This window comes from Pseudooctadecabacter jejudonensis (assembly GCF_900172275.1).
Taxonomy (GTDB): domain Bacteria; phylum Pseudomonadota; class Alphaproteobacteria; order Rhodobacterales; family Rhodobacteraceae; genus Octadecabacter; species Octadecabacter jejudonensis.
Genome location: NZ_FWFT01000006.1, coordinates 143,986 through 160,421, shown reverse-complemented (window position 1 = coordinate 160,421; position 16,436 = coordinate 143,986). Strand labels below are relative to the sequence as shown.

Sequence of the window (16,436 nt, the reverse complement as noted above, 5' to 3'; positions counted from 1 at the left end):
AACAGAAATGGCAACCGAAATTCTGATGCCCGCCCTGTCCCCCACGATGGAGGAAGGCACGCTGGCGAAATGGCTGGTCAAGGAAGGCGACACCGTTCAGGCGGGCGACCTGCTGGCCGAGATTGAAACCGACAAAGCCACCATGGAGTTTGAGGCCGTGGACGAAGGCGTCGTCGGCAAGATCCTCGTGGCAGAAGGCAGTGAGGGCGTGAAGGTGAACACCCCCATCGCCATCATTGGCGAAGAGGGGGAGGACATGTCCGACGTCGCAGCCCCCAAAGGTGAAGAAACCGTAAATAATCAAGAGGATACCTTACCCGCGGATAAGGCATCCGAGGCCCCGGCAGAGGTTCAGGCCACAGCCGCATTGCCGACCCCGGCACCGGCACCGGCCACCAGTGCGGATGGCTCACGTCTGTTCGCAACCCCACTGGCCCGCCGGATCGCCAAGGACAAAGGTCTCGATCTGGGTCAGATCAAGGGCTCCGGCCCCCATGGCCGGATCATCAAGGCGGACGTCGAAAACGCCAAGCCGCAGACCGCGTCCGCATCTGAGGCCGCAACATCCCCCGCTGCAGCCCCTGCCGCCACCGCGGCCGCCGCTACGGCAACAGGTCCGACCACAGATCAGGTCAAGAAAATGTATGAGGGCCGCACGTTCGAAGAGGTCAGCCTCGATGGAATGCGCAAAACCATCGCCTCCCGTCTGGTGGAAGCCAAACAAACCGTGCCGCATTTCTATCTGCGCCGTGACATTGAACTGGACGCTTTGCTGAAATTCCGCAGCCAGATCAACAAGACACTGGAACCGCGTGGCGTGAAACTCAGCGTCAACGATTTCATCATCAAGGCCTGCGCCTTGGCCCTGCAACAGGTGCCGGACGCCAACGCCGTCTGGGCGGGCGACCGTGTGTTGAAAATGCAGGCCTCCGACGTAGCCGTGGCTGTCGCCATCGAAGGCGGGCTGTTTACACCAGTGTTGCAAGACGCAGACAGCAAATCCCTGTCGGCCCTGTCCACCCAGATGAAGGACTTGGCCTCCCGCGCACGCGATCGAAAACTGGCCCCTCACGAATATCAGGGCGGCAGCTTTGCGATCTCCAATCTTGGGATGTTCGGCATCGACAACTTCGATGCCATTATCAACCCACCCCACGCCGCTATTCTGGCTGTTGGGGCAGGTGCCAAGAAACCGGTTGTCGGGGAAGACGGGGAAATCAAGGTCGCCACTGTGATGTCCACAACCCTCTCCGTGGATCACCGCGTCATCGACGGGGCATTGGGTGCGGACCTTCTGAACGCAATCAAAGCCAACCTTGAGGATCCAATGGGCATGCTGGCCTAACCGCCCCATCCCATCCCCGAAAACACGAAAGCCGCGCCTCACCCGCGCGGCTTTTTATTGGACTTTTTCGAAATCCCCGGCCTCCACGGCCCCCCGTCTTTGGCCTCCTGTCTTTGTTTCAAAAATATCCTGGGGGTGGCGCCTTGCGCCGGGGGCAAAGCCCCATGCGCCGCGTCAGCGGCGCGGATCGGACGGGCATAGCCCGTCCGAAATCCTTTAGCCGTGTGTGCGCAACAGCTGATCCATGGTCTGCGACGGCTGCGAACATCCCGCCTCACCCACGACCTTGGCGGGAACCCCCGCGACGGTCTTCATCGGTGCCACGGCCTCCAACACCACAGACCCCGCAGCAATGCGGCTGCAGTATCCAATCGTGATGTTACCCAAAACTTTCGCGCCAGCCCCGATCAGCACACCGTCACCGATCTTGGGATGACGATCCTCTTCCTCTTTGCCCGTCCCGCCCAAAGTCACGGAATGCAGCATCGACACATTGTCGCCAACCACAGCCGTCTCCCCGATCACGATCGAATGGGCATGGTCAATCATCAGGCCCTTGCCAATCGTGGCACCAGGATGAATGTCGACGCCGAAAATTTCAGACACGCGCATTTGCACATAATAGGCCAAATCACGCCGTCCCTGCCGGAACAACCACGCGCCCAGCCGGTGTGCCTGAATGGCTTGAAACCCTTTAAAAAACAACAAGGGCTGCAAAAAGCGGTGGCAGGCCGGATCTCGGTCAAAAATGGCCACGATATCCGCACGGGCCGCCTCCGCCAGAGACGGCTCTGCGGCGTAGGCCTGATCTGCAATCTCACGCAGCATCTGCGCGGACATGTCGGCAGAGGCCAGCTTCATCGAAATCCGGTACGCCAATGCACTTTCCAATGAGGCGTGATGCAAAACGGAAGTATGCACAAAGCCCCCCATCAGCGGCTCGTCCGAGATCGCGGCCTCAGCTTCGTCACAGATACGCTGCCAAACCGGATCGACTTTTGCAATTTTCGGTTGGATCTGGGCCATGGTGCACCTCACTTTCAGGATTGTCCTACTCCACATAAGGTGGATTTTCAAAGAACAAACCTGTGACTCTGCAGATCAAGAATTTTGATGGCCCATACGCCGCCCGTCTTTCCGCCATGCCTGCAATGCGTTCAAAACAATGGACATTGCGTCAACATAGGCAGAACTTGCCCCCACCACAGGTGCCACATCGTAAAGCTGGGCTTGCGCATGAAGTGAACCCGTTCCGCCCGATGGATGGGCCACGCCAAAACGCTTACGCCAGAGATCACTGGCATGGGCATCCTCGATCAAACCTGAGGCAAATTGCTGCTGCCTTGGCCCAGCGACGCGCATCACAGCGCGCGCCGCAAGGTCAAGATCGGTCAGGCCAACTGCCCGCATTATGCACCAACCGCGATGGACGCCGCGGGGCCTTCTCCGAAGGCGTCGGAAATCTGGGCAACTTCAATGCGGATGTCACCAGACCCATCCAAAATCCGCATCAGGTTCGTGTAACGCCAGGACGGGGCGTTTGATGTGGTCCGGCGCCGCAGAACGCCGTCGCGGTAAACCCGAATGGCATAGCGTTCAAAGGCTTCTGACAAGGGCACCTCTTCGGTCTCCCAACTGTCTCCGCCCACCCGCGCGCGGCGGATCCAGCTGACATCGTAGGCGTCGCCATCCTCTGACACGGTCAAATGCGCCACGCGGTAGGGTCGCAGTCCGACACCCGCAAAGGTTTCTGTGCGGTAGCCATAACTTTGATCTGTCAGAGGCCGCGTGCCCGGACCGAACCGCAGGTGTTGTGTCACCCCAACGGACGCAGGCGGAAGCGCCATTTGTTCCGGTGTGCCGTCCAACAAAACGAAAAACGACCCCGCAGGCCAGGCCTGTGGTGCAATTCCGTCCGTGCCCGCTTGCCCGCGCAGTCGCAGGCTAAGCTGATAGGTGTTTTCCCCAACAATCTCTGCACTTTGGAATTGGAAGACCTCCCAGTTTCCAACGGTGCCGTCACCGATGGCGGCGGTATTGGCACCGCTTAGCATTTGGGTCAGAGAAACGGACGAAAGCGCGCCGCGGATCAATTCAACCTGCAAGGATGGCCCCCGATCAACGACCCCGGGGCAGGCCCGCCCCATCTCACTTTGTGTGATCCCCATAACCGAGGCCGACGCCACAAGACGGTTCAACCCGTAATCCGCATCTTGCGGGGCCGAATACACAGCCACACTGCCCGGCCAAGGCAGACCCGACGCCGCAACATAGGGCGCCACCGGGTCTTCATCCCCGCGCAGCAAGGGCAGATCCATGAACTGAACTTCGACCGGCACCGGCGCCACGAAATCACGCAAATTGAACGTCTTTTCGGTGACGTCTTGCGGTTCATAGACCGCAGGTTCGATCCGCACCGCCTCAAGCGTCTGGCGGTCTGTTTGTTCTGAATGGTCCACACGATAAAGGCCGTCCCCCTGCTCATCCGGCAGACGGACCACATCGCCCGCACCCACATTCATCATCGAAGGTGGCAAGGCAAAGCGCGCAGTATCCCGTGCCACGCGGGCCTCAGACAGCCAACGTTCCGCGATCCGCTGCCCTTCCGCATAAGTCAGAACAAGCGGCAATTCGGACCCAGACGTCGTCAGGCCTCGGTCATCTGGAAACACCGCCTCGGCGCTGCGCACTTCGTAGTCGGCGTCTGCCTCCACGAAGCCCAGCCGCACGCGACCAGCGACCTCTGCCTCTTGGTTGCGGGTCAGTTCCACCGCGCCATCCGCGTCATACTCATACACAAACCCATCAGAGGAGAGCGCCGCATCCAAACGCGCGCCGCGCGTGCGGAACACCAACACGCCGTCCCGTTCAATCGCATCGAACCCGTAGGCCACCATCAAAGGCTGCAATGCGGACCGCGCCGTCGTCACATCATCGACGCCGTAGCCACGCACAACACCGTGCAGGTCAGACACATCGTAAGACGTGATGCCCGCGTCCTCACAAATCTCTGCCACCACCGACGACAACGGACGAGAAGCGGCACGCCCGTTGATCCAGTGCCCGCGAGAATAATTCACGTTGTCTGACCACAAGGTCGCATTGCCAGGAAAGGCTGGAAACGGCCGCGCGTCCCAGGCCCATACATGAATGCGGTCCGGGTCAACCATGCGAATACCTGTGACATCCGACGTTGGATTGGACAGATCATCATTGTAGAATTGATACATCGCGCGCAGATATTGCATCTGGATATAATCATCGCGGATCCCGTTGGACGCCCGCGGCAGACCACTTTCTGACGATTTCAGATCGACAAAGCGGTTGGGTTCGTTGGTCGCCTTATCGACTGCGGCACAGCCGATCTCTGTGAACCAAATGGGCTTTGACCCTGGTTCCCACGCTGTGGGCAACGGTTGGCGCACCCCGTCAATCCGGTCATGATGCGCCCGCAGCCACCAGTTTTTAAGGTCTTTATACCGCCAAATCCACGGCTCCCCCTCACCATCGGTGATGGGCGTGCGAATTTGCGCCTCGGTTGCCTCCGCGCTGGCATAGAACCAATCATACCCCTCACCGCCGGCGATGTTCGCCGTCAGGTAATCCAGGTTATAAATCGACCCGAAGTCTGCATCGAGGTGCTCCTCCCCCTCGCGCCAATCGGACAGGGGCATGTAGTTGTCGATACCGATGAAATCGATGTCCGCGCTGGCCCACAACGGATCGAGATGGAAGATTTTGTCGACCGTCCCGACTGGCTGATAGCCATGATATTCCGACCAATCCGCCGCGTAACCAATCTTGACGTCAGGCCCCAGAACAGCGCGTACATCCGCCGCCAAAGAGACCATAGCGTCCACCGCAGGAAATCCATTCGCCCCGCGAATTTGCGTCAGCGACCGCATCTCAGATCCGATACAGAACCCGTCCACATCACCGGCAAGCGCGCACAGATGTGCGTAATGCAAAATGAAGCGCCGGTAGGACCACTCATCCGGCCCCGAATAAACGACGCGGTCACCGACAACGGCAAAATCACCTGGCTGCGCCGTCCCAAAGAACGCCGCGACCTCCGCATCGGCGGTCGCGGTCCGGTCCGGCGTACCCGCCACAGTGGGCGCGAGAGAGGTCGTAATCCGGCCGCGCCATGGCAATGGCGGCTGACCTTCGGCGCCGGTCCACGGGTCTGTCAACGTGTTGCCCGCAACCTGTTCCATCAAAATAAACGGATAAAAGACTGCCTTTTGCCCTCGTTCCGTCAAATCACGCAAAGCTTCAACAACCGCGGCATCCGCAGGTGTGCCACCATAAAGTGGGCGCCCCGCCTCAAGCGGAACGGTTTCGGCCTCGGCCCGGGCAATGTCGGCCACGCGCCATGCCATTTCGTCACCGTCGGCCTCTGTCTGTTCGACCTTGGGCTTCAGCTGGCAGTTGCCGCAGCGCAAATCGTCGCCAAACCACGAAACAACCATGGTCACGGACCCGCACTTTGGCAGCTCCTCTTCCATGGCCTCCACAGACACCAGATAATCCGTCTTGCCCGACGGAGTGTTGACGTTGGCCGACTCCCGCCGTCCATACCCCTTCGGCAGGGTCACAGCCGTTGTGGCCAAGGAATACTCCCCCGTGCCCGGCACCAAGGCCACGCCGGTGACCAAGGAGGCCAGATCGGAATGCACCGCCTCATCGCCCTGCCCCGGGCGCATCACCTCGAACGAGAATTGCGGCACACGGTTGCCGAACTGCCCCAAATCAAGATCTTCCAATACCACATAGGCCGTGCCGCGATAGGCCGGCACCTGCCCCACGCCTTCGACGGCTTCCATCTTGGGGTCGGGCAGTTGGTCATCGCTGCCGGTGTAGACCCGCATATTCAGATCATCACGCGCAATTTCCTCGCCGTCGGCCCACACACGCCCGACGCGCGAAATCTCCCCCTCGCCCAGACCAATCGCCAGCGAAACAGAATAGCTATAGGTCGTCGTCTTGGGCTTGGGTGGCCCGCCTTTGCCCCCCCCGGAGGTCGAGGAGGTTTCAACAAACCGCGTGGCCCAAATCACCTGCCCCGCCACCCGCATCCGGCCATAAAGCCGCGACATGCCCGAGCCTTCGCTGGCCCCCGTCAGACGAAACCGGTCCACGCGACCGGTTTCAACCGCATCGCTGCCCGCCCCCATCAGGCGTTGATCAATCGCGCGGCCAAGTGTCGCCCCCGCCGCGCGTCCAATCGTCGCCATGCCAAGGCCCAAAACCGTGCCCCCAACGGAGCCGCCCAGCGCCATACCCGCTGCCGAAAGTACAATCGTCGCCATGGTGTTCAGACCTCTTTAAGTTCAAAAACGGGGGCTGCAAACCGCGCAACCATCCGGCGTTGCCAGGGGGCGGAGAAGGCGTTTTCAACCACGCCATGCCCCTGATATGCATGAATAAAAGTCGGGGTATCGCCGCATGCCGCCTGCAACCCCACGTGTTTGGCCACAGCGCCCTGGCGCATGCGGAATAACACCACGTCGCCTGGTGCAGCATCGCCCAATTGTTTGCGGGTCAGGCGTTTTGACACCTCTGACCACAACCGTTCATCGCCCTGCGCTTCGGACCAATCAGGGGTATAGGCGGGCACGGGCTGCAAAGGCGTTTGCGTAACCTGGGCCCAAACGCCGCGCAACAGCCCCAAGCAATCGCATCCCGCGCCGCGTACTGCGGCTTGATGCACGTAAGGCGTTCCAATCCACGCGCGGGCCTCTGCCACCAATATCGACATCGTTACACCCCCCGCCGCAGGCTGCCGCCGGTGGTCTGGCCCGACCGTGTGGGGGTGCTGACCAGCCAGTCATCGCCCGGAATGTCGGGAAACCCGCGGAAATTCACCAAATTGTTGAACTTTGTCCGGCAGGTCTCAAACCGTTTGTCGCAACCGGCCTCAAGTCGCACCAGATCGCCGGGGGCGAGTTCCGCGCGAAACGCCTCCCAGACCTCAATATGGCGATCCTCACCCACAAAGCGGTCCCGCTTGATCACGGCGATCAGCCCCTCTGCTGCCCCGGACAGAACACGCAAACGCCCGCGTTCGAACCACGCAGGCTCAAACGTGGTCATGTCGGGAAAGATCAGGCGGCGGGCTTCTTCAATCTGAACCACCGAAAGTTCCGCAAAGAACCCATCCGTATTCAGATCAAAGGCACATGCCCCATCGCCCAAAACCGCAGGACAGGCCGTTTGATAGATCTTGCCTTGCGGCTGGTTGAGCATTTCAGTCAGCCCGCGCAATTCGGCATGAAACGCACCGCCTGCGCGCCGCAACTCCCCGATGGAGCCTGCGAACCGCAGGCTGCGCATTTCAACATCCGCCCAATTGACAAGCCACGCCTTGACCTCGGCGCCATCAAACCGGCCCGCTTCGATGTCAGCTTCGGTGATCGCCGCATCACTCAACGCACCCATCGCCTCAGAGTTATCGACAGACAACCCTGTCGCGGACACAATGGCCCGTGCCGTCATGCCCGCATCCGCCTTAAACGTGATCCCATCAAACGTCAGCGGACGGTCATGATCGGTGAAGCCGTAAGTCGTGCCATCACGGCGCACCACAGCCCAACACCGCGCCAGCGTGGTGGTGCCCGTGTCCAGATGATCCTGCAAAGATGTCATACGCGCACCTCGACCACCGGAATGTCGGGGACTTCGCCTGCTTGAAACGTCGCCATGGATGTCACGATCGCATCGGTATCAAACCGCACGGGCACGTCGTATTCATAGCCCGCGGTGACCTCACCCTGCAGATCCGGCGGATGATCAAACGTCACAACACCTGTCAGATGATCGACAGAATAATCGACCCCTTCGACCATGACCTCACCGCCCACAGCAACCAGCACCGTCCCCTGCACGGGTTTGACCACCGGGCGGCTGTAAATTTGTGTGCCGGAACGATAGTTCTTCAGCAGTTGAAATTCGGTGCGAACCTCGTCCCCCATGCCCAGAACCTGATCATCTGGCGTGATTTCGGCTTTGGGCTTGGCGGACCGAAAGTCAGCCCAGTCTTTCCAGCGAAACCCGAACATCTGACCCTGCCGCGCCTCAAAGAAGGCAACCACAGCCTCCACATCCTCCAGCGACCGCAGCCCCATTCCTGCGTCATACCGGCGACGCGAATGGGCCCAGGGCGTGTTACGCTCCTCAAACCCGTTGGCCAACGTCACAATCTCGGTGCGCCGCTCAGGCCCGCCCAGCGCGCCAAAACTCAAACCCGTTGGGAACTGTACTTCGTGAAAACTCATTTTTCGTCTCCCTTAGCGGTTGCGCTGGCCACGGCTCAGTGCGCGGCTCATTGAGGCAGCAATCTGGCTTTGGCTGCGTTGGAAACCCGCCACATCGGGCGTTGAGATATTCATGGTCACATTGACGGTCTGCCCCCCCTGCGCCTTGACGCCAAGGCTGCCATCTGGCCCACGGCTGAGCGGCATAATCGCCTCTGGCCCCGCCTCGCCCATCAGCCCCGTGCCGCCCCGCATAGGAAACGTCATCGGCCCATCCACGACGCCGCCACGGGCGAATGCCCGCACCTGACCACCGCTGAACGCCCCGCCTTTTTCAAACGGCATCAGCCCCGACACCAACGCATTGACACCACCGGCCAAAATACCGCCGAAATGATCGGTGACCGGCTTCATCGCGTTGTTGTAAACCGTGCGCGACATGGCCTGACCCAATGTCGCAAAGGCATCGGACAGCGAATTTCCGTCAAACACCAACCCATCAAAGGCTTTGCGCAACCCGCCAGAAAACCCGCGCTCCAGATTGCCCAGATCGCGCGTCGTGTCGCCCAACGTTCCCTGAACCCGCCGCAACTGACCCTCAAAAGCGTCTGTCATGGCCGTCACCGACCCCAATGTCTCTTCCAAAGCCTTGGCCTCGGTCTCAAGGGCGTCCAACCCGTCGATATCATCCATCTTTCGCTCCTATATCCGAAGTCTCATCAGGAAAGCGGGCGGCAAGGGCCTCCAGCGTTCCCCGCGCCATTGGCGCGTCTCCTGTTTCGGGGCCCAGCAACAGCCAAAGCTCAGCCGGTGTCAGCGCCCAGAACTGATCAGGGCGCAGCCCCAATCCGCGCATTCCTGCCTGCATCAAGGCCGGCCAGTCGAAACTGGCCGCGTGGGACGAATACCGGCTCACGGGGTGGCAAAGGCGCGGGCCAAAAGCTCCGCCGCCGCCTCTGCTGCCCGCACTGGGCCGCCCTCGATCTCGACGCTCAACAAATCGCGCGCACTGCCCTGCCAGCCGCCGCCGCGCAGGCCCGCCACGATCAAGGCCAAAACGTCGCGGGTCGAAAACCCGCCTGCCTCAAACCGTTTGACCAAGGCCACCAACGAGTCGGCGTGCAATGCGGCCTCAAGCTCTGCCAATGCCCCAAGCGTCAGCTTGCAGCGGTGCGGGACACCATCCAGCACCAGGGCCACCTCCCCCGCCCATGGATTGAACGGGGGAGTGTGAGCAGGCATCTGCGCGCTCAGGCTCATACAGGGAAGGCCACAAAGGTGATTTCACCTGCCGACGCCAACGACAACTCATAGGTCGCCTCGCCATTGTAGTTGCCCGCATATTCGACAGAGCTGACAAGGAAAGGCCCCTCAATCGTGCCAAAATCAGGAATGATCACCTGAAAATCTGGGGTCAGCCCGCCAAAGAACACCTCTCGCACGCGCTCATCGGTGCTTTCATCCTTGAACACGCCTGATCCGCTGATCGAGGCGGATTTTACGCCCGCGCCGCCCAGCACCTCGCGCCAGCCACCGGTGCTATCCAGCGACGTGACGTCCACGGTTTCCGCGTTAAAGCTGATGCGCGTGGCCCGGAGGCCTGCGGCTGTTTCAAACAGGCCATCACCTGTCATATCGATCTTGATCAACAGATCCTTGCCATTTTGGGCTGTCATTGTCCGTACTCCGTAAGGGATTGAAAAATTTGGGTTTAGTTGTCCTGCACAATGGCATTGAACGTCACATCGATCCGGCGTTCATCGGCGGTGCCAACACGCACGGCCTTTGCGCGATAGAAATTGAGGGCGATCAGCTGACCCCGGGTCAGCGTCAAATCCGCATCGACCAGCACATCCGAGACAGCGCCCGCCGCTTGTTTCGCTGTGGCAAAACCGGCAGTGTCCGTGACCACGGAAATCGTGAACTGGTGCATCGCACCGGCGCCTGTCTTGTCGGACAGGTCCTTGACCTGCTCGGGGCCCAAGGCCACATACAGCGGCGGCAGGCTGCCAGAGGGCAAGGCATCATAAACGTGGTCCCCCACCACGGCGCCCAGCGCCGTGTCGTTGATCAGCGCCTGATAAACAGCAGACTGAAGGGCCGCAGAAACACCATAACTCATGCCACTGTCTCCTCTTGTGCCGTGCAGATCAGATACCGCCCGTCCGCATCGTTCTCCGTCACCGACAGGATCAAAAAGACCCGGTCGCCTTCGACGAACCGCTGGTCGGGCTTGGGCCGCGATTGCGCCCCCACTGGGGCCGCACGCACGATTATTTTGTATGCAATCCGGCTCATAGGCGCGGCCACGCCTGCCGCCTCACGTCCTGTGCGGGCGGTCACCTCGGCCCACAGACTGCCCATCGGCATCCAGCTTTGTGTAAAGCCACCTGCGCCATCAGGCACGCGCGCAGGGCTTTCCAACAACAACTGACGGTTCAGACGCGGCGCCATCACTGCTGGCCCCCGCCCGTCAGCCGCATCACGCGGTAGCGTTCGATCAACGCACTGACACCAAAGGGCATGCAGCCCCCGTCATATTGAACCTCATGTCTGTATTCGTAGTAATGGGCGGCCAGCAGCAACACGGCCTGCGCCAGATCCGCGGGTAGATCCCCCCACTCAGGGCCAAAGCCCGCCAGCATTTGAATCTTCACCGAACCCGCCTGCGGAATAGATGGCAACGCGACACCAGCCGCGACAATCGCGGGGCGCTGCATGTCGGGGCGCAGCGTATAGGCGTCAGCATCAACCACGATCTCACCACCCACGCGGTCCACCAGCGTCACATCCACAATCGCGCTCACAGGACCAAGGGGCAGCACCTGCATCGACGCATCCCGCCAACGTGTCAGGGTCCATGAAAACGTCCGCTCCAACAGCGCCTTGCCTGTCCGCGCCTCAATCGCTGCCAAGGCGGAGCGCAAAAAGCTCTCCAGCAAGGTGTCCTGCAATCCGTCATCGGAAAAGCCCGACCCAAGGCGCAGGTGTTCCTTGAACAAGGCCACCGGCAGCGCCGCCGCGGGCGCGAAGGTTTCTTCAATCAACATCATCGACGTACTCCGAAAACGGTCTCAAATTAGGTCCGCCATTTGGTAGAACCGGACGCGTGCCCCCGCATTGCTCGGACGGAAGGAAGCAGCTGGACAACGCAAGGTGAACTCGCGCCCTGCACGCGCCCGGACCCGGCCCCGCCCCCCTCGCTAGAAAAGGGCGAAACCGTCACTTGCAGCACCTCGCTTAGGCGGTGCCGAACTTCAGCAGCTTGATCGCGGCATAGTCGCTGACCGCACCACCCACGCGCTTGGTCGCATAGAACAGAACGTGCGGCTTGGCGCTGAAGGGGTCACGCAGAACACGCAAATCAGGGCGTTCAGCCACAGTGTAGCCCGCGCCAAAATCACCAAAAGCAATGGCGGTGGCGTCAGACCCGATGTCGGGCATGTCCTCTGCGATCAGAACGGCATAGCCCAGCAGACGGGCAGGCTCACCCGCGGTCAGACCATCGGACCACAAGAAGCGGCCATCGTTGTCCTTCAGCTTGCGCACTGCACCGGCAGTCTTGGAATTCATCACGAATGTGCCATTGGCGCGGTATTCAGCACCCAGCGCATAGACCAGATCAATCAGCGCATCCGCACCATTGAAATCACCATCAGCGCCGGTCACGACATAGCCAAGGTTGCCCCAGGCCCAAACGTCATTGTCCACGGAGGGCGCTGTCAGGAAACCGGTGGGCTTGTCCACACCGTCACCGTTGACGAACGCCGCAGCCTCGGAACGGGCGAACTTGTCGGCGATACGGCCTGCAAGCCATTCATCAATGTTGAACGCGCTGTCATCCAGCAGACGCTGGGACGCTTTGGGCAGCGCAGAGAGCTCATGCAGCGGGATGGAAATGCGGTCGATGGACCCTGTGCCCGTCTCGGTTGCAGGGTCCGTCTCTGTGGCCCAGCCAGCGCCCAGCTCGGCATGGTCGATCAGCACATCATAAGATGTCGCTTCAACGTTCACCACATTGGCGATCGCGCGGATGGACGCCGTTGCGGCCAGCGTGGACTGCACAGTGGCAGAGGTCTGCGGGTCCACAAGATAGCCACCATCAGCGGCGACGGCTGTGGACATGGATTTGCCTTCCATCTCAAGGCCGCGCAGCGCGTCGTCATCGCCAGAACGCAGATAGTCCTCGAACGCCTTCTGATGCGGTGCCTCGACAGAGGCAGCGGTGGCCAGCGCGGGGCGTGCGCCGAAGGTGGATTTACGGTCAAGTTTGGTCATGCGGTCATCCTGCTGTTGCAACTTGGTTTCGATATTGGTCGTGAAGTCTTTGAATTCGCTCACAAAGCCCGCCATAGCGGCCTTCAGTTCAGCGGCCGGGGTCCGGGCCCCATCCAGGGCCCGATCTTGGGCCGGGATCGCCACAGCGGACGCATCTTTCCCGGCCCGAGCCTTAAACTCGGGTGTCGTCATGGTTCGTGATCCTTTCAGATCGTTTCGGTGAATGCGCTCAGGCTTTAGATCCGGCCCAGCACGGCGCGGGCATCATTCAGCACCCCCGCCAGATCACGCATGGCAGTCTCAAAGGGGTCATCCCCCTTTGCGCCCACCCGCGCATCAGGAAGCATCGGAAAGGTCACAAGGGACACCTCCCAAAGTTCCAGCTCCGACAACAGGCGACCGCCCGTGTCATTTTTTGTGGCCCTTACCGTGCGGTAGCCGATGGACAACCCGTCGATGGCGCCCGCCTCGATCAAGGCCGCAGCCTCGCGGCCCTTTTCCACGTCGGTCAGAATGCGGCCCTTGACCCAAAGGCCGGACGCATCCTCGCGCACCTCATCCCAAACGCCGATGGGCTGTTCCGGGTCATGCTGCCATAGCATTTTCACGCGGTTGCCCTTTGCGGCCAGCCGCTCCAAAGACGCTGCATAGGCACCTGTTTGCACCACATCGCCCCCCTGATCGGCCTTGCCGAACAAAGACGCATAGCCCGAAATCTCAATCCCGTTGTCCACGGGCACCGTGTCGCCCAGGGCCACAAACTTGTGTTCCAACATCGTCACTCTCCTTAAACCGTTCCGGTCAGGATGGATTCAAACGCCTGCGCCAAAATCACACCCACCACGCCATAAACCGTCAGCCACAACCGCCGCTCCAGCCGCTCCATCATCTCTTCGATCTTGCCCAACTGCGTGTTAAGCTGCGCAAACTGCAGCGCCGTCAGCCTTTCCTGCGCCTCAATGCGCAAGGACGGCCCGCACTCGAACATCTCGCCACTACTCATGGCCGACCTCACGGGCGGGCAAGCCCAGCAGATGGCGTTTTTCATCGTCGCTCAGGAAGGTGGCCGAACCCACGCGCTTCCACTGCGCATCACGCTCAGCGGCCAGCGCCGGCACCTGATCCAGGTCGGGCTTCAGATCAAACCGTTCGCCTGCAAAATCGCCCAACCAGTCGGCAATCGTTCCGGCCACCCGCGTCACCAACGGCAGCACCGTCAGTCGGTAAAACGCGCGGTTGGCCTCTTGGTAATTCGCATAAGTCGCATCACCTGGAATGCCCAGCAACATGGGCGGCACCCCAAACGCCACAGAAATCTCACGCGCGGCGGCTTCTTTGGTCTTCTGGAACTCCATGTCAGACGGGCTAAAGCCCATCGGCTTCCAATCCAGGCCCCCCTCCAGCAACATCGGACGTCCGGCATTCCGCGCGCCTTGATGCTGGGTTTCCATCTCATGCAGCAGACGATCGTATTGATCATTCGACAGCTGCGACTGCCCGTCTGCGCCCCGATACACAATCGCCCCCGACGGCCGCGCGGCATTGTCCAACAGCGCCTTTGACCACCGCGAGGCCGCATTGTGCACATCCAGCGCCGTTGCAGCCGCCTGCATCGGGCTAAGCCCATAGTGATCATCTTGCGGATGGAACGATTTGATGTGGCACACCGGCGCGGCGCCCTCGCCCACGGCAAAACGGTGTTTCCGCCCGCCCACGGTGTAATCATAGGCCACGGGCCAGCCATCGGCCCCGGGCACAATCGACATCCGGTCCGACCGCAACACGTGCAGCTCAACAGGGCCTTCTTCACCGCCCACAGCTTCAACATAGCCGTTGCCAGTCAACAAAAGCTGGCCGAACAACGCCTCAAAAAACTCCGCCCGGCCCTGCGCGCCATTGGGGCGGTTGATCAAATCCAACATCGGATGGGCGTCATAGCGGCGGGCGTTGTCCTGCAACACCAAAGGCAACGCCGCTGCCGCCTCGGCAATCATCTTGACCGCGCGAAAGCCGACAGGGTTCGCCGTAAACCCACTGCGCGTCAGGCTTGCGGTGTCCCGCGCGCCCCAAACAGTGCGTCCCGCGGCCCCCCAGGCGGCAATCTTGCCGGTGGCCGAGGCTTTGGTCTCAGGCACATCCATATCGGCCTGCACCTGCCCTGCTTCAGATCGTTTCAGAAAATCAAACATCCAAATCTCCTTGGGTCCGCTGACATCGCGGCAATCGCTGCAACTTGAGGACAGTTTCATATTTATAGGTTTAAAAGGTGAAAACCGACCGAGCGCGCACCACGCAACAGCCACTTTTCACCAGTTAAATCAAACATCTAAGGTGCGCACACGGGGCGCACGCCAGGATTTGGCGGGCTCGATGAATAAATCCGTCAGCGCCCAGACAAGCGCATCCACACGGTCCGGTGACCCCTGCCCGTCAAACCCCTGTGCCGTCATCTGGCACATCTCGTCTTCCAACGCGCCCAGATTGCCCACATGGCGAACACGTCCCTGTTCATAAAGGGCAGCAACCGGTTCGGCGCGGGCCGATTTACCACGCGTGGCATGTACCCCGCGGTAAGACACGGTCGGATTGATCGACCGCACGATGGTTTCCACCATCGCACCGCCTTGGTTGACCTCGGCCACCATCCTGTCGGCCCCATGACGGTCCATCGCCGCAATCGCAGCGGCCGCCCAACCATTGGGGCTGGCACCCTGCACGCTGGCATCCTCCAACACATAGACGCGCCAATCCTGAACCGGGCCCTGTGCCACAATCCCTGCGACAACAATCCCGCAGGCATCTGACGACGCCCCTGCGCCCGCAGGCGGGTCCACCGCCACAACGATCCTGTCCAATTCCGGCACGGTTCGTGCGCGCGATGCCTCCAATCCCGCCGTCGTCCACAACGCGCCTTCAATGTCGGGCAGCATCACGCCCTCCAATTCCTGACGGCCTTGTCGTGATCCAGCAAACTGCGCCTGCACCTCTTCCAGAAAACTGTCCGCCAAATTGGCTCGGTTGGCCTCAGTCGGTGCATGGGTCATCACCGTGCTGTCCCGCGCCAAAAGGGCTTTCAATATTTCAACATTTTTGGGCGTTGTCGTGATACAAGCCTGCGGATACTTGCCCAAACGCAATGCAAACTGCAGCGTCTCCCAGGTGGATTTCGCCTTCGGCCATTTGGCCAATTCATCCGCCCACACCGCATCAAACTGCGGTCCCCGCAGCCGCTCCGGATCGAAGGCAGAATACAAGCGCGCTTCTGCACCGTTGGGCCAAACCAACATCTGCCGGCTGGCCAACCAGTCAGGCCGGCGGTCCGGCGGAGAACACGCAAGAATGCCGCTCTCGCCAAAAACCATCACCTCACGGGCCTGTTCCATCGTCTCACCGATCAACCCGATCCGGCTGGCACGGCCGGGGTCGCGCGGACGCGACCCCTCAACCATGGTTCGGACCCATTCTGCACCAGCGCGGGTTTTGCCCGCGCCGCGCCCCCCCAGAATGACCCAGCTCCGCCAGTTCCCCACCGGCGGAAGTTGGTGCTCCATCGCCCA

At 60.9% G+C, this 16,436-nt stretch carries 19 protein-coding genes; 1 reads left to right on the top strand and 18 read right to left on the bottom strand.

Annotated features, from left to right (window positions below):
- Window positions 1-7: 7 nt before the first annotated feature.
- Window positions 8-1,345 (top strand): pyruvate dehydrogenase complex dihydrolipoamide acetyltransferase, encoded by a 1,338-nt coding sequence (locus PSJ8397_RS15670; RefSeq protein WP_085865573.1) that lies wholly within the window; start codon window positions 8-10, stop codon window positions 1,343-1,345.
- 216 nt (window positions 1,346-1,561) lie between these two features.
- Here PSJ8397_RS15670 and cysE read toward each other — a convergent pair whose 3' ends face one another.
- The 18 genes from cysE to PSJ8397_RS15580 all read right to left on the bottom strand — a co-directional run bounded on the left by cysE (window position 1,562) and on the right by PSJ8397_RS15580 (window position 16,430).
- Window positions 1,562-2,371, bottom strand: a complete 810-nt coding sequence (cysE, locus tag PSJ8397_RS15665) for a serine O-acetyltransferase (protein ID WP_085865572.1) — start codon at window positions 2,369-2,371, stop codon at window positions 1,562-1,564.
- Window positions 2,372-2,446: 75 nt separating this feature from the next.
- Entirely contained in the window at window positions 2,447-2,755 is a 309-nt protein-coding gene (locus PSJ8397_RS15660) for a DUF7742 family protein (protein WP_085865571.1), read from the bottom strand.
- The gene (locus PSJ8397_RS15655; RefSeq protein WP_085865570.1) at window positions 2,755-6,657 is read right to left on the bottom strand and encodes a baseplate multidomain protein megatron; all 3,903 of its coding nucleotides are present in this window, start codon (window positions 6,655-6,657) and stop codon (window positions 2,755-2,757) included. Before PSJ8397_RS15655 ends, PSJ8397_RS15660 begins: the two co-directional genes overlap by 1 nt.
- Before the next feature lie 5 nt (window positions 6,658-6,662).
- Window positions 6,663-7,106 carry an NlpC/P60 family protein gene (locus PSJ8397_RS15650; protein WP_085865569.1) on the bottom strand — a complete coding sequence of 148 codons (444 nt, stop codon included), beginning with the start codon at window positions 7,104-7,106 and terminating at the stop codon, window positions 6,663-6,665.
- A gap of 2 nt (window positions 7,107-7,108) precedes the next feature.
- The gene (locus PSJ8397_RS15645) at window positions 7,109-7,993 is read right to left on the bottom strand and encodes a DUF2163 domain-containing protein (protein ID WP_085865568.1); all 885 of its coding nucleotides are present in this window, start codon (window positions 7,991-7,993) and stop codon (window positions 7,109-7,111) included.
- Window positions 7,990-8,622, bottom strand: coding sequence for a DUF2460 domain-containing protein (locus PSJ8397_RS15640; RefSeq protein ID WP_085865567.1), 633 nt, complete (start codon window positions 8,620-8,622; stop codon window positions 7,990-7,992). The genes PSJ8397_RS15645 and PSJ8397_RS15640 overlap by 4 nt, the downstream gene beginning before the upstream one ends.
- 12 nt (window positions 8,623-8,634) lie before the next feature.
- Window positions 8,635-9,294: a phage tail tape measure protein gene (locus PSJ8397_RS15635; RefSeq protein ID WP_085865566.1), complete on the bottom strand. Its 660-nt coding sequence runs from the start codon at window positions 9,292-9,294 to the stop codon at window positions 8,635-8,637.
- Window positions 9,287-9,517, bottom strand: coding sequence for a rcc01693 family protein (locus PSJ8397_RS15630; protein WP_268794674.1), 231 nt, complete (start codon window positions 9,515-9,517; stop codon window positions 9,287-9,289). The genes PSJ8397_RS15635 and PSJ8397_RS15630 overlap by 8 nt, the downstream gene beginning before the upstream one ends.
- Complete coding sequence (locus PSJ8397_RS15625) at window positions 9,514-9,843, bottom strand: gene transfer agent family protein (protein ID WP_085865640.1); 330 nt, start codon at window positions 9,841-9,843, stop codon at window positions 9,514-9,516. Before PSJ8397_RS15625 ends, PSJ8397_RS15630 begins: the two co-directional genes overlap by 4 nt.
- 14 nt (window positions 9,844-9,857) lie before the next feature.
- On the bottom strand, window positions 9,858-10,277 hold the full coding sequence (locus PSJ8397_RS15620; RefSeq protein ID WP_085865564.1) for a phage major tail protein, TP901-1 family: 420 nt from the start codon (window positions 10,275-10,277) through the stop codon (window positions 9,858-9,860).
- A gap of 35 nt (window positions 10,278-10,312) precedes the next feature.
- A complete protein-coding gene (locus PSJ8397_RS15615) occupies window positions 10,313-10,723 on the bottom strand; it encodes a DUF3168 domain-containing protein (protein WP_085865563.1) in 411 nt (136 codons plus the stop codon).
- On the bottom strand, window positions 10,720-11,058 hold the full coding sequence (locus tag PSJ8397_RS15610) for a head-tail adaptor protein (RefSeq protein ID WP_456107106.1): 339 nt from the start codon (window positions 11,056-11,058) through the stop codon (window positions 10,720-10,722). The genes PSJ8397_RS15615 and PSJ8397_RS15610 overlap by 4 nt, the downstream gene beginning before the upstream one ends.
- A complete protein-coding gene (locus PSJ8397_RS15605) occupies window positions 11,055-11,654 on the bottom strand; it encodes a head-tail connector protein (protein ID WP_085865561.1) in 600 nt (199 codons plus the stop codon). The genes PSJ8397_RS15610 and PSJ8397_RS15605 overlap by 4 nt, the downstream gene beginning before the upstream one ends.
- Before the next feature lie 187 nt (window positions 11,655-11,841).
- Window positions 11,842-13,071, bottom strand: a complete 1,230-nt coding sequence (locus tag PSJ8397_RS15600) for a phage major capsid protein (RefSeq protein ID WP_085865560.1) — start codon at window positions 13,069-13,071, stop codon at window positions 11,842-11,844.
- A 44-nt stretch (window positions 13,072-13,115) separates the two neighbouring features.
- Window positions 13,116-13,655 carry an HK97 family phage prohead protease gene (locus PSJ8397_RS15595; RefSeq protein ID WP_085865559.1) on the bottom strand — a complete coding sequence of 180 codons (540 nt, stop codon included), beginning with the start codon at window positions 13,653-13,655 and terminating at the stop codon, window positions 13,116-13,118.
- Window positions 13,656-13,666: 11 nt separating this feature from the next.
- Window positions 13,667-13,882, bottom strand: a complete 216-nt coding sequence (locus PSJ8397_RS15590) for a GTA head formation protein, RCAP_rcc01685 family (RefSeq protein ID WP_085865558.1) — start codon at window positions 13,880-13,882, stop codon at window positions 13,667-13,669.
- Entirely contained in the window at window positions 13,875-15,068 is a 1,194-nt protein-coding gene (locus PSJ8397_RS15585) for a phage portal protein (protein WP_085865557.1), read from the bottom strand. Before PSJ8397_RS15585 ends, PSJ8397_RS15590 begins: the two co-directional genes overlap by 8 nt.
- A 129-nt stretch (window positions 15,069-15,197) precedes the next feature.
- Window positions 15,198-16,430, bottom strand: coding sequence for a DNA-packaging protein (locus PSJ8397_RS15580; RefSeq protein ID WP_407691758.1), 1,233 nt, complete (start codon window positions 16,428-16,430; stop codon window positions 15,198-15,200).
- Between the last annotated feature and the right edge of the window lie 6 nt (window positions 16,431-16,436).